Annotated in this window: 12 protein-coding genes; 3 read left to right on the forward strand and 9 right to left on the reverse strand. The window is 45.4% G+C overall.

The features are described from left to right. Positions 1-17: 17 nt before the first annotated feature. From GPLA_RS03095 to rimK, 7 genes are all read right to left on the reverse strand, one after another. On the reverse strand, positions 18-587 hold the full coding sequence (locus GPLA_RS03095) for a DUF2780 domain-containing protein (RefSeq protein WP_007103357.1): 570 nt from the start codon (positions 585-587) through the stop codon (positions 18-20). Positions 588-1,020: 433 nt separating this feature from the next. Continuing rightward, the gene (locus GPLA_RS03100; RefSeq protein ID WP_007103359.1) at positions 1,021-1,290 is read right to left on the reverse strand and encodes a hypothetical protein; all 270 of its coding nucleotides are present in this window, start codon (positions 1,288-1,290) and stop codon (positions 1,021-1,023) included. A 368-nt stretch (positions 1,291-1,658) separates the two neighbouring features. Further along, complete coding sequence (locus GPLA_RS03105; protein ID WP_007103360.1) at positions 1,659-2,888, reverse strand: ABC transporter permease; 1,230 nt, start codon at positions 2,886-2,888, stop codon at positions 1,659-1,661. Further along, positions 2,885-3,607, reverse strand: coding sequence for an ABC transporter ATP-binding protein (locus GPLA_RS03110; protein WP_007103361.1), 723 nt, complete (start codon positions 3,605-3,607; stop codon positions 2,885-2,887). Before GPLA_RS03110 ends, GPLA_RS03105 begins: the two co-directional genes overlap by 4 nt. Further along, the gene (locus GPLA_RS03115) at positions 3,607-5,088 is read right to left on the reverse strand and encodes an efflux RND transporter periplasmic adaptor subunit (RefSeq protein ID WP_007103362.1); all 1,482 of its coding nucleotides are present in this window, start codon (positions 5,086-5,088) and stop codon (positions 3,607-3,609) included. Before GPLA_RS03115 ends, GPLA_RS03110 begins: the two co-directional genes overlap by 1 nt. 210 nt (positions 5,089-5,298) lie before the next feature. After that, positions 5,299-6,339 (reverse strand): succinylglutamate desuccinylase/aspartoacylase family protein, encoded by a 1,041-nt coding sequence (locus GPLA_RS03120; RefSeq protein ID WP_007103363.1) that lies wholly within the window; start codon positions 6,337-6,339, stop codon positions 5,299-5,301. Between the two features lie 2 nt (positions 6,340-6,341). Further along, positions 6,342-7,250 (reverse strand): 30S ribosomal protein S6--L-glutamate ligase, encoded by a 909-nt coding sequence (gene rimK / locus GPLA_RS03125; protein WP_007103364.1) that lies wholly within the window; start codon positions 7,248-7,250, stop codon positions 6,342-6,344. 198 nt (positions 7,251-7,448) lie between these two features. Between rimK and GPLA_RS03130 the strand changes: the two genes are divergently transcribed. Continuing rightward, positions 7,449-8,177 (forward strand): hypothetical protein, encoded by a 729-nt coding sequence (locus GPLA_RS03130; protein ID WP_007103365.1) that lies wholly within the window; start codon positions 7,449-7,451, stop codon positions 8,175-8,177. 16 nt (positions 8,178-8,193) lie between these two features. Here GPLA_RS03130 and GPLA_RS03135 read toward each other — a convergent pair whose 3' ends face one another. Continuing rightward, the gene (locus tag GPLA_RS03135; protein WP_007103366.1) at positions 8,194-9,810 is read right to left on the reverse strand and encodes a GMC family oxidoreductase; all 1,617 of its coding nucleotides are present in this window, start codon (positions 9,808-9,810) and stop codon (positions 8,194-8,196) included. 402 nt (positions 9,811-10,212) lie between these two features. Between GPLA_RS03135 and GPLA_RS03140 the strand changes: the two genes are divergently transcribed. Next, positions 10,213-12,387, forward strand: coding sequence for a prolyl oligopeptidase family serine peptidase (locus GPLA_RS03140; RefSeq protein ID WP_007103368.1), 2,175 nt, complete (start codon positions 10,213-10,215; stop codon positions 12,385-12,387). 167 nt (positions 12,388-12,554) lie between these two features. Further along, positions 12,555-13,157, forward strand: a complete 603-nt coding sequence (locus tag GPLA_RS03145; RefSeq protein WP_007103369.1) for a DUF4202 domain-containing protein — start codon at positions 12,555-12,557, stop codon at positions 13,155-13,157. Between the two features lie 6 nt (positions 13,158-13,163). Here the strand turns inward: GPLA_RS03145 and GPLA_RS03150 are convergent, their stop codons facing one another. After that, positions 13,164-14,102: an AEC family transporter gene (locus GPLA_RS03150; protein ID WP_007103370.1), complete on the reverse strand. Its 939-nt coding sequence runs from the start codon at positions 14,100-14,102 to the stop codon at positions 13,164-13,166. Positions 14,103-14,240 lie beyond the last annotated feature (138 nt).

Raw genomic sequence — 14,240 nt, forward strand, 5'->3', positions numbered from 1 at the left:
GGCCCACTGGGAATGTCTTAAAGAATAGCCGTCAGTTTGCCAAGTCCGGACTGTAGCAATGCTTGGGTGTCTTCATCATCACTAATATACGTACTAATTTGAGAAACAAAACTACTTATCATGTCTGTATCTAAACCGAGCGCTTCAAACTGCTGTTTTAGCTCATTAATAGCGCTTAATGAACTGCTGTATTCCGATGCTTTGCTTAATAATCCAGACATGCCAGAACTCTTTGATGACGAGTCGGTAGCAATGTCGGGCGCATAGGCTAACAAAGAATCCAAACCCGGCAAGCTACCAGCAAGCTGCGTGTAATCAGTCCCAGACAGATTACTTTTTGCATAATCGAAAATTGATGCTAAACCGCCTTGTGACTGAGTTTCGCTTACGCCTAAATTATCCGAAACCATGCTCACTAAGCTTGATACATCGAATGATTCAGATGTTGATGACGCAACTGCCACCGATTCAGTAGAACTAGTGCTATCCACTAAGCCCTTCAGTTTATCCAGTGAACTAACAGCAGATGCGTGGGTTGAAAGGGTTAGTGTCAGCGTGGCGATCAGTAAAGCAGGTATATTTTTCATTTAAGACTCCTTTGATTATGGGTATTCTGGCAGATTTAATAGCCATAAATAAGTAAAAAACTGACCCAGCACTTGGACGTGTTACCCGTTAATAATGTAGATACAAACGAAGCACTTAGTTGACTATTTCTGCGCGGCATCCTAGCGTAAATCAACACTAATTACCTGCGTAAAAGTGTAAAGAATATCTTTACACTTTTACGCACTTTGAAATCACGTTAGCGACCCAAAACCTAACGCGTTGGCACAAAGGAGTGAAGACCAACAGGTAAAGGTTGATGACATAAAAAAGGGCAAATGAGTGCTGGCGATTACTCATTAATCGGCGGTCAAACGCGGGTGTGTAAGTGGCTAACTGTTCTGATGGCATGCCGAGGAAATGAGATTAAAAGGGGGACCTTGAGAGGCGCCTCAGTCCAATGGCAATGTTTGTTTATTGGCCTGAAAGCATTCGCGCCAACCGGCTAAACAAGCCTGCTTTTACCTGTTGCTTTGCCTTAACGATTGGCGCTTTATTTGCACTATTATCTTGGGCTTGTTTCCAGCGTTTATCGGTGGCTAAACGTTTTTCACGGCGCTGCTCAGCACGGTTTGCCACATCGGTGAAGCGCGCTCTTTGCTCTGCAGTAAAACCTTCAGCGAAGCTTTTACTCGGTGCACTGCGCGGACGCCTTGAACCACTGCTTTTAGGTGAACTACACATAACTATCTATCCCCAATAATCTGCTCATATTAATATAGACAGAGTAATCGAAAGATTTATTCCCAGTGAGCATAATAACTGTTGGACCTCATTCATTCGCCAAAGAATAGGGAGCGGGTATGTCCCCTTAACACCACACGTCACAGGCGAGTGCTAGCCACTAGCGAGTTAGCCTAATAGGCCGAGACAAGCGCGAAAAATGACCGGATACGGCTGATTAGATAAAACGAACACCCTAATCAGCAGCACTACTGTTGTGTGTCTGCTGCATTTACTGGTGAGTCGCGACGCCGCCCTGCGCTCCAGGCCGAAACAGTGCAAACGAGGAATATACTTGACGGGTTTCAATCCTTTGACTTAGGCACACTTTATTCGTACCTAAGGGCATCGATTGGGGCTAAGCGCGACGCTTTGAGTGCGGGGTAATAACCAAAGAAAACCCCAATCAGGCCAGAGAACCCTAAACTCAATAATACGACTTGGGTTTCAATGATCCCCCCTGCCCCAATGCCGTATTGGTTGCCGATAAAAACAAATCCGTAAGCAATCATGACTCCAATAAAGCCGCCTAAGCCACACAACACGATGGACTCAATCAAAAACTGATACAAAATATCAGAGGGTTTTGCTCCCACCGCCATGCGTAGGCCAATCTCACGGGTGCGTTCGGTCACCGAGACCAACATAATGTTCATAATACCTATGCCGCCCACTACTAAACTTACCGAGGCAACCCAGGCCAATAATGTGTTGAATACTTGGATGGTTTCGGCTCGGGTGGCAATCATTTCTGACACGTTGCGAATACGAAATAAATCATCCCCGCCAACCGGAATGCGCATACGTTGACGCAATAAACGAGTCATTTCCTCTTCTATGTAACCCATATCTTCACCGTCATAGGCGCTGACTTGAATAAAGCGCACGGATTTCGGATTGGTTGCCGTTACCCCAGTAATTTTGTTACGCACGGTTTTAATAGGTAAAAAGATCACGTCGTCTTGGTCTTCACCTCTGGCATCTTGACCCTTTTCATTCAACACCCCAATCACAGTAGCATTAAAGTTTGTAACTCGTAGGGTTTGCCCAATAGGGTCGCTTGCGCCAAACAACTCACTGCGCACTCGCTCACCAATAATCACCACCTTACTGCCTCTACTGACTTCTGCGGCAGTAAACTCTCTGCCACTGGCGATCTCCCAGTCCCGTACTACAAAATAACGATTATCTATGCCGTCGATTTCAGTAGACCAATTTAAGTTGCCATAAATCACTTGCCCTGATGCCGACAAATAAGGTGCGGCAGCCTCAACTCCCGGCACTTGTTTTTCAATTAAATTAGCATCGTCTTCATTTATTTTCACCACAGAAGCCGAACGTGCGCCACCACTTTGGCGAAAAGCCCCAGTAACAAAAAACACATTGCCGCCCAGTGATTTGATTTGCTCGTCAACCTTCTGTTGCGCGCCTGCGCCCATGGCCACCATGATAATCACCGCTGCCACACCAATAATGATACCCAACATGGTTAAGCAACTACGTAATACATTGACTCGTAAAGCGGTGATCGCCGTTTTAAGTAGAATCACTATTTTCATGCTGCACTTTCCTTTGCTGCCTGTTTTACGTATTCATTGCGCACGTCGCTAATAAGCTCTCCATCACGAAACGTCAGTTTGCGCTTAGCAAATTGCGCAATTTCCGGCTCATGGGTAACCAGAACGATGGTTTTGCCTTGTTGATTAAGCTGTTGAAAAAGCGCCATCACTTCTAACCCCGTTTGGGTGTCCAGTGCACCTGTGGGCTCATCGGCTAAAATCATCAAAGGATCATTAATTAACGCCCTAGCAATGGCAACGCGCTGCTGTTGCCCCCCGGATAATTGACTTGGGTGATGGTCCATACGCGACGCTAACCCTACGCTTTCTAGGCATTGCTTGGCACGAGAGAGCCAATCAGACTCGGGAATTTTGCTGTACAACAAGGGTAACGTGACGTTATTCAGCGCGCTGGTGCGCGGCAACAAATTAAATTGCTGAAAAACGAATCCAATGCGTTGATTACGCACGCTGGCCAATTCATTCTTACTTAAACTTGATAGCTCTTGACCTGCAAATGCTATGCTGCCTTCACTGGCGATATCTAGGCAACCTAATAGGTTCATCATGGTGGATTTACCGGAACCAGATGAGCCCATAATGGCCACAAACTCGCCTTGGTAAATGTCTAAGTCCACTCCTTTGAGAGCCCATACCAATTCATTTCCCATGGCGTAGACTTTTTTCGCCTGACGAACACGCAGTAAAGGCTGTGACATTAGTCCGTCACCTTCTGAGCACGCACTATGACTTTGTCACCGTCGCGCAATTGCTTTGCTTGCATTTCACTGTATTCAAGATCCGCAATACCAATTCTGACCTCTACTTTTACCGGCTGACCATCACGCAACACCCAAACCGTGCCACGCTGATAATCTTGGTCCCCAGCGGAGGCTTTGCGCTGACCGGTGCGGGATTGGCCTAGGGTCTTATATTTACCCATTTGCTCAGGGGTTAATATACTTTGCAGTGCAATATTCATCTGGCTACGTACTTTTTTCATTGCATCGTTACCAGATGATGGCCGGCCACCTGGGCCACCCGGCCCAGCTTCACGAGCCGCGCGCATTGACTCGCGCATTTTTTGCATCACATCTGCTACTTGCTCTTGTTGTAACTCATTCAACGTAAGTTGTTCGGTTAATTCAGCTAAGCGCTCATCAGCTCCTGTACCACTATTGGCGGCAGAGTCAGTGTTGCTGTCGGGTGAGAAACGCAGCGCGGAATTAGGTACGCGCAATACATTATCACGCTGACCCAACACAATATCTACATTCGCAGTCATGCCAGGTAGCAATAACAAACGCTCATTCTTAACGCCTATGATCACCTTGTAGGTCACCACGTTATTGGTCACAGTAGCGGATTTTCGAACTTGGGTAACGATGCCGCGAAATTGCCTTTCAGGGAAAGCATCAACGGTAAAGTTTACGTTTTGCTCTTTTGCAATGCGTCCAATATCTGCCTCGTCCACATCAGCCTCTATCTGCATAGAAGCCAAATCTTGGGCTATCGAAAATAATGTGGGAGCAGATAGACTTGCCGAAACCGTTTGGCCCTTATCAACTTGACGATCTATCACCACACCATCTACCGGAGAACGAATGTAGGTACGGTCTAGGTCTAACTTAGCTTGCTCTAACATAGATTGAGATTGCTGTATTTTAGCTTCGCCTACCAAAATAGCCGCATCGGCGGTATCGATGGCTACCTTGGCCAGCTCATAGGAAGTTTCACTGATATCTAATTCAGACGCACTGACTAGGTTTTTATCACGCAATTCCCGTGTACGTTTGTATTCGCGCTGGGCAAGTTTCTCTTCGGTTTTGGCTTTTTGCAACGCCGCTTTTAACTGCACCAAGCTGGCGTTTGACGAGGCTAAATCGGCTTCGCTTTGACGCAATTTCGATAACACAGTGCGATCATCGATACGTGCAATTACCTGCCCGCTTGTGACCTCATCATTAAAATCCACATTCAATTGGGATACCAGCCCGGACAGCTCCGAGCCAACCTCAACGGTTACCACAGGTGATATCGAGCCTGATGAGTTAACCGTGCTCTCAATTTTACCCATCGACAACGGTTGCGTGTGGTACACAATGCGCTCACCCGCTTGCTTAGGCTGGGTCAACCACCAGAATGTCACTGCAATTGCAGCGACGATAACCAGTCCCTTTATTAACGAGGTATTCTTCATAGTGTGATATCTGCTAGATGTATTTAAACGTTTGAATAATGGGAGAATTAAAGCACTTATCAGATACAAATACTGTCAATGAAATGTAAAGTTATCTAAAGTTGACGTTTCAAGCCATGATAACGTCCCCATCTGTATTAACTCGCTATTGACGGGCATAAAAAACGTCACCTAAGTGACGTATTTTTTATAACGTAAAGTGGCTCAGGCTTAAACCAACATTGATTGCGGATCGATTTCTGGCATCAAGTTTTCGTGCAACTGACCCATGTTGTCTACCACATCTTTAGGATCATCAAATAAAGCAATATGGAACATGGCATCACCTTCTTGAACCAAAGGAATGTTCTGCTTACCAATAATGATACCTGAACGATTTGCTAATAGAGGTTTACTGTAAGCACCCGTAGGACTACAAACATCGGCTAGCAAATCACCGCGTTTAACATAATCTCCCAAGCTTTTTCGATCACGTACTATGCCGCTTTCAGGGGCGCGTAACCATGAACTTTTATAGGCAACTAACGGCTCTATTTTTGGCTCAGTACGCCGACGTTTAGAGACCATACCCAAAGACACCAACACATTGAAAATCCCTTTTATGCCTGCTCGAATTGAAAGTTCATCAAAGCGCAGCGCTTCACCGGCTTCATAAAGTAGCACCTTAGTACCAGACTCATCTGCAGCTTGGCGCAATGAGCCATCACGCAGATCCGAATTAAGCAGAACCGGTACCCCAAATGCGTGGGCCAGTTTAGCTGTTTCCGGATCTTTCAAATTAGCCCGAATTTGCGGTAAGTTACTGCGATGAATGGCCCCTGTGTGCAAATCAATGCCGTAATCGCACTTAGACACGATTTCCGTTAAGAACATGTGCGCTAAGCGAGACGTTAACGAGCCATTTGTTGAGCCTGGGAAACTGCGATTTAAATCACGTCTGTCAGGCATATAACGACTTTGCATCAACATACCGTAAACATTGACTATGGGCACGGCGATAACCGTGCCACTGATCAATTTAAACGAAGGCGAATCAAGCAGTCTGCGCACAATTTCAATGCCGTTAAGCTCATCGCCGTGAATCGCTGCACTGATAAACACGGTAGGACCGTCTTTTTTGGCGCGGATCACCTCAACGGGGATAGACATATCGGTATCTGTATACAAGCGGGCTGCAGAGAGTTGCAGCTTGACCCGCGTGCCAGGTTTAATTATGTGCTTACCTATTTCCAACGGTGTCCCCGTTACCATAACTAACCATTGCCTCGTGTTTTGGTGCTGTGAGGCTTAGATTTTTTATTCTCGATAAACTCGATAATCATGTTCGCCACATCTTTTGAGGTCGCCGCCTCTATGCCTTCTAAACCGGGTGATGAGTTAACTTCCATTACCACAGGGCCATGACTCGAGCGCAATAAATCTACGCCGCACACATTCAGTCCCATCGCCCCTGCTGCTGCAACAGCCGTTGCGCGCTCTACCGAAGTAAGCTTAACTAATGTGGCGCTGCCGCCACGATGTAGGTTTGAACGGAACTCACCAGGTGCTCCTTGGCGCTTCATTGCTGCAACAACTTTACCACCAACCACGAAACAGCGAATATCCGCGCCGCCCGCTTCTTTGATGTATTCTTGAACTAATATGTTGGCTTTTATGCCCATAAACGCTTCGATTATACCTTCTGCGGCTTTGTTGGTATCTGCTAACACCACACCAATACCCTGGGTGCCTTCAAGTAGCTTGATCACAACTGGGGCGCCGCCCACATTGCTGATCAAATCCTTAATGTTATCAGGACTGTGAGCAAAGCCAGTACGAGGTAAACCAATACCTTTGCGTGACAACAACTGCATAGAACGCAACTTATCTCGTGAACGACTGATGGCAACCGATTCGTTGACACTAAAGCTTCCCATCATTTCAAATTGACGCACCACAGCCGTACCGTAAAACGTAACCGATGCACCGATGCGCGGAATAATCGCATCATATTGTGGTAACGGTTCACCGTGGAAACGAACAGACGGCTTGTTGCTTGATATGTCCATGTAACAATGAAGCGTATCTATGATGTCAACTTCATGGCCACGGGCGATTGCCGCCTCTTCTAAACGACGGGTGGAATAAAGCTTTTTGTTGCGAGATAAAATGGCGATTTTCATCATTTTTTCTTCTATGAGTGAATGAATTTAATAGACGTAGTAATACCGCTAAAAGTCACCGAATGTAAAACTAATTATGTAAAATCGTACTTTACCCGCAAATTCGGTTATTTAGTTAGGGATTGCTTGCTTCAATCTAAGTGCAATGTGTTATTTTGCAACACTAATGAGCAAGTAAACCAGTCAACATTTACCTAGATGAAAACACCGCGACTATTCATAAGCCCTTTGTTCGGCGCCCTAATCTTTATCCTTGTCACAAGCATAGGGACGAACGCGCAACAACCGGTCGGGTCAAAAGCCATAACGCCTGTTGTACCTGACACATTTAAACCGCAATTTTTAATTACTTATGTGGATTACCCAGGTGCAGAGCCTTACCTAGAGGTGATTAAGGAAATTTACACCAAGCTTGGATTTAACGTTCATACCCTTCCAGCGCCTGCATTACGGGGATTAGCGTTTTTAAGCGAGGAGCAAGTCGACGCAGATGCATTTAGATTGGGCCGGGTGGCAACGAAATTCGACAATGTTATTCTGCTAAAGCCTGAGCTTATTCGTGCCATGCTGGTGTTACTTTGCCGTCCCGAGGTAAGTTGTGATCAAGCTGCACTCATCAATAGCCAAAATACCATACTCACTAATGAGCGAGCATTGATGTATTTACAGGATGTGGATATTCACGCAACACTTTTGAAAAAAGAAGTCATCAAAGACACGGTGAACATGCTTAGAACGAAGCAGGTCAGCTATGCCACTTATATGTTTGATGAAAGAGAAATTATTCCAGATGACATGCAAGTGCTGAAATTACGCAGTATTTTCTTGTACCACCTTGTTCAGAAAAAGCATGCTGCTTTAGTGCCTCTAATCGAGCAAAAATTACGTATTAAGCGGGCCGCCCTAGACCGTAAATTTGCTCACTGAATATTTTAACGCTGCTCTAGTTATATTGCTGCTTAATAAAATCTGCCGCTCGCTCGGCAATCATAATCGTCGGCGCATTAGTATTGCCACCAACCAAACTTGGCATAACGGAAGCATCAACCACCCGTAAACCTGAAATGCCTATAACCTTAAGCTCACTATCTACCACCGCCATTTCATCTGTCTCACTGCCCATTTTACACGTGCCTATGGGGTGATAAATGGTTTGCGCATTTTCTCGCAAGAAAGCCAACAATTGCTCGTCTGATTGTTTATCCCCTCCTGGTAGCTGCTCGGTCCCTTGGTACTGCTTAAAACCTTGGGACTGTAAAATTGCCCGGCCTTGACGAATGCCGTCAATCATCACTTTTTGATCATCAGGATGAGTTAAGTACTGGGGATCAATCACCGCAGGTTGCGCGGGGTCTGCTGAGCCCAGAGTTATTGTACCGCGACTTTTAGGATACAAATAACACACATGAACGCCAAAACCATATCCGAAAGCAGTTTGTCGTCCATGGTCGAGCAGAGTAGCCGGTAAAAAGTGATACTGAATATCAGGCAATGCTGCTGCAAACTGGCTTTTTACAAAGCCCCCCGCCTCGGCAATATTAGAAGAAAAAATATCATTGCGCTTACGCCAATAACGAAAGGCGGCTTGAATATAACGTGGTAATTTACCCAAAGAAATGGCGTAGCTCTGCTTGGTAACACAGTGATATTGTATGATGGCATCTAGGTGATCTTGCAGATTCTGCCCTACGCCCGGCAAATCAATGGCGAGGCGAATATCATTCTCAGTCAAATGCTGTTTGGGGCCAATACCTGACAACATGAGTAATTGAGGCGAATTCACCGTACCGGTACATACCAACACTTCTTTGGACCCATGAATAATCTGTGATTGGCCATTTATCTTCAGTGCTACGCCTGTGGCGCGCTCTTCTTCAATGATAACTTTTTCCACTAAGGCGTCTGTGATCAAAGTGAAATTTGCCCGGCGTTGTGCCAAAACCAGATAGCCCTTGGCGGTAGAGCAGCGTTGACCGTCCTTTTGCGTCACTTGGTATAAACCAAGCCCTTCGTGCTGAGTACCATTAAAATCTTCACTTATGGGCAATCCCACATCCGTAGCTGCATCCACAAAGGTCTGTGACATGGGGTTAACATAACGTAAATCATCAACACATAGCGGTCCATCAACACCATGATGTGCATCACTGCCACGTTGCTGATCTTGTGATTTTTTAAAATAGGGTAATACCGCATCCCAGTCCCAACCTTGTGCACCTTGCTGGGCCCAATTATCATAGTCTTCGGGCACGCCGCGCACGTAGCACATGGCATTGACTGCACTTGAGCCGCCTAAGGTTTTTCCTCTAGGCCAGTACAATTGACGATTATTTAATTGGGGCTGAGCAGCCGTAGTGTAATTCCAATTGATATTTTTAAAACGGGAAAGCAGTGATAAGCCAAAAGGAATATGAATAAGCGGATTGCTGTCTTGACCACCCGCTTCAATAAGACATACGCGAAATTGGCTATTTTCCGATAAGCGTGCCGCTAATACACAACCAGCGGAGCCAGCCCCAACAATAATAAAATCGAAAGAGTCAGGCTGAGCTGATGACATAATGTAGGCTTCCAGATGTAGTGATGCAGTTCCCATCTGGTAAAATGGGAACCAGAATATATTTATATCTTAAGCAGAATGGCGTTTGAAAAGGCGTCGAGGCAAATTCGCCTTCTTGTTGTGCTTTTATTACCTCGACTATTCCGCCGCTACTTGGCTCATTACGCTCGCCAAGCCAACGCAATGTAAACCAATTGTTAATGATTGTCAGCATTTTTTTACATAAATGATTGTTTTATTTGACTATTCACAACCCAATTAGATACTCATAAACAAAACTAATACATCATTTCTCACAGTATGGGGTTTTTCATCGGTCTAATGAATAGGGTATTATCTAGCGCTAATACGCGCCAAAGACGTATCCACAATAACGAAAAACGACAATTATCAGGGTAAAAAATGAAAATAACGTTAATAGCCGTTGGCATCAGTGCCATATTAATGGGCTGTACCAATGCCAGTAATTCTTCTAATCCGCTATCACCGATAAGTGAAGCCGCTACCGCGAGTACTCAATTACAACGTATGAATATCTCCTATCCACAAACCTTCAAAGGCGACGTTAAGGACAATTATTTTGGTACCCAAGTGGCGGATCCTTACCGATGGTTAGAGGACGATATGAGCAGCGAAACCGGCCAGTGGGTAAAAGCAGAAAACGCCGTTACGCAAGCCTATTTGGCTCAAGTTCCGTCTCGGGATAAGCTCAAAGAACGTCTTAAAGTATTACTTGATTATGAAAAAGTCAGTGCGCCATTCAAAGAAGGCAAGTATACCTACTTCTTTAAAAATGACGGTCTACAAAACCAAGCTGTACTGTACCGCCAAATAGGCGATGAGGAAGCCCAGGTATTTCTCGACCCTAATACGTTCAGCGATGACGGCACCACCTCGTTAGCAGGCTTAGACTTTTCGAAAGATGGCAGCCTAGTCACCTATATGATTTCAGAAGGCGGCAGTGATTGGCGTAAAGCCATCACCATCAATGTTGAAACGAAACAAACCGTCAGTGAAACATTAAAAGACATCAAATTCAGCGGCATTTCATGGCTTGGTAACCAGGGTTTTTATTATTCCAGCTATGACAAGCCACAAGGCAGCGAATTGTCTGCGAAAACAGATCAACACAAGCTGTATTTCCATCGTTTAGATCACAAGCAAACTGAAGACACGCTAGTATTTGGCGGCACTGACGAACAAAAGAACCGTTATGTGTCTGGTGAGGTCACCGAAGACAATCAGTATTTACTTATCAGCGCAGCCGTGTCGACGTCAGGCAACAAGCTTTATTTGCAAGACTTAAGCAAGCCTGATAGCCCACTTGTCACCATACTAGATAACACAGATTCTGATACGCACCTGCTGGATAACGAAGGCAGTAAATTACTATTGGTCACAAACCTAGATGCGCCTAATAAACGTGTCATATCTGTTGATGCGCGTCACCCCCAGCCTAAAAATTGGCAAGACTTTATTGCACAAACTGACAACGTGTTAGATGTATCAACCGGCGGAGGCGTTATTTTTGCCAGCTACATGGTCGATGCGATTTCCAACGTTAAGCAGTTAGATAAAAATGGCAAACTGATCCGTGAAGTCAGCTTACCCGGCGTCGGCACAGCCAGCGGTTTTGATGGTAAAAAAGATCAGCAAACCTTGTATTACAGCTTTACTAACTACAAAACCCCCAGCACCATCTTTAGTCTAGATGTGCAAAGCGGTAAATCATCTGTGTACTTGGAATCAAAAGCTAAGTTCGACAGCGACGCCTATGAGTCAAAACAAGTCTTTTATACCTCAAAAGACGGCACCAAAGTGCCTATGATCATTACCCATAAAAAAGGCCTTAAACTTGATGGCAGCAATCCCACCATGCTTTACGGATATGGCGGTTTTAATATCAGCTTACAGCCTGCATTTAGCAGTACTAATGCAGCTTGGTTAGAGCAAGGCGGGGTATACGCAGTGCCAAATTTACGCGGTGGTGGCGAATACGGCAAAGCATGGCATGACGCAGGCACTAAGTTGCAAAAGCAAAACGTTTTTGATGACTTTATCGCAGCAGCTGAATACTTAATTGCAAAAAATTACACTAGCCCAGACTACCTTGCTATTCGTGGTGGCTCTAACGGTGGTCTACTCGTCGGCGCAACTATGCTCCAGCGCCCAGATTTGTTCAAAGTCGCGTTACCTGCGGTAGGCGTGTTGGACATGTTGCGTTATCACACCTTTACCGCCGGTGCGGGCTGGGCTTATGACTATGGCACAGCGCAAGATAGCAAAAAAATGTTCGATTACCTGATGACATATTCACCGGTACAAAACGTGCGTGAAGGGGTTAACTACCCGGCCACGCTTATCACCACAGGTGATCATGACGACCGCGTGGTACCCGCTCACTCGTTTAAGTTTGCTGCTGAGTTACAGGCCAAAAATACTGGCCCTAACCCTATGCTGATCCGCATTGAAACCAATGCAGGCCATGGCGCAGGCACCCCTATCAGTAAAACCATTGATCAATATGCCGATATTTTCGGTTTCACTTTGTTCAATATGGGTATCAAGGTAAAATAAAATACGCTAGAAAAGTGCAATGCGTCACCGTGCATCCAGTGTGTTCACTCAGTGCACGTAACCAAGACAAGAGCGAATATACACTCTTGTCTTGTCTTTTGCGGCGACTCATCATCGCCTAACGATAGTCAGATTTATCACGCCAACCTATTTTCACGGAGAGCAACATGACCCAAGCCGCTTATGAGCAAGCTGTTAATTTGATCGATAGCGCAAATAGCGAAGACCCAAATATCGAGCAAGCCGAGGGGAAAGAATGGCCAAAAGAGCTGTTGTACAGCCTGCGTATGTCAAATATGTTGGAGCGTTACAGAAGTGATGCTGATCATGTGGTCAAACTTGCCATTCGAGGCCAACATATCCAGCGCTGGCAGTCACCTCGTAGTGCTTACCCGATGGATCGTCAGGGCTATCACAAATGGCGTAGTGATCTTTACCGCTTTCACGCTGACAAGGTGGCAAACCTTATGACCCAAGCCGGGTTTAACGAGCACGATATTGAGCGGGCTAAAAAAGCCGTTGCCAAAGTTGCCATTAAATCAAACCCGGATACTCAATTACTTGAGGACGTTGTGGGCTTGGTCTTTATCGAACATTATATGTTGGCTTTTGCTGCAAAACACCCTGAATATACTGAGCAAAAATGGATTGATATTATCCGTAAGACTTGGGCAAAAATGTCTGATGATGCCCATGTTTTTGTATTAGCAGGAAAAATAGCCTTGCCCGAGTCATTAACCCCGGTAATTTTAAAAGCCGTACAGGCATAAGCGTGTTCAAACCCACCCTAGGTAGTGCAGTAAAAACAGTCCGAGAGTCGTGCTAAACATAGACAACAAAGTAGTACCGGCAATAATTGCGGCGGTTAGATGATGATCGCCGCCAATAGCTCGTATCATTGGATAGGCAGCGGCGGCTGTGGGTGTCGCCATCATGATATACAACACACCTAATTCTTCATTTCTCAAACCACATAAATAGCCGATGACCGTTGTCACCAGTGGGATAAACACTATCTTGCTGGCAATGGCAATATAAAGCAGTTTTGACGCCTTAAACTCTTGTAATCGAATAGACGCCCCCACACAAAGTAACGCTAACGGTAGAGTCATCTGTGCCAAATAACTACCCGATTCATACAATAAATCTGGCAGCTGAATCGGCACAAGTGCCACAATGATGGCTAATACAATCGCAATAGCTAACGGGTTTTTCAACACACTTAACGCTACCAACTTCATCGAAACGGAAGTTGATTGGTGGTAATACAGAGTCAAAATTGAGTACACGTTATACAAGATAACAATAGCCGCTAAGTACATGGACGCCAGCGCTTGAGCCGGCTCCCCAAATGCACTGACTGACAACGCCAAACCGATTATGGCCATATTGCCGCGGCACGCCCCTTGTGCAAACGCCCCCCGGGCGTCTTGCTGCTTAATCTTTAACGCTAATAGGTTAAACACTAAAAATGTGAGCGTAGTGGCAACCGCTGCAAAACCCAATAAGTAGCTAGGTGTAGTAACACTTAAGTCAGTTTTAGCGATATTTACGAACAACAAACATGGCAAGGTGACGTTAAAGACTAATCGAGAGCCGACAATAGCAAACTCTTCGTTTATCCAGCGGATACGCTTAAATACGATCCCCAGCACGATCAATAGACTGATGGGCAAGGTGACTTCTATTGCGAACAGCAATGATTGAATAGGCATGGTGAAATTAATGGCTTCCTGAATGAACCTAAGCGCTAGAACGCAACGTGTTTAAAATATGCTATCACAGGGTAAAGTCTATTTTTCACTGTTGCAACGGCATCCCAACACAACCCTCTTAAAAACAGCACTTTAACA

The sequence above is a fragment of the Paraglaciecola polaris LMG 21857 genome (genome assembly GCF_000315055.1).
In the GTDB taxonomy this organism is placed as follows: Bacteria; Pseudomonadota; Gammaproteobacteria; order Enterobacterales; family Alteromonadaceae; genus Paraglaciecola; species Paraglaciecola polaris.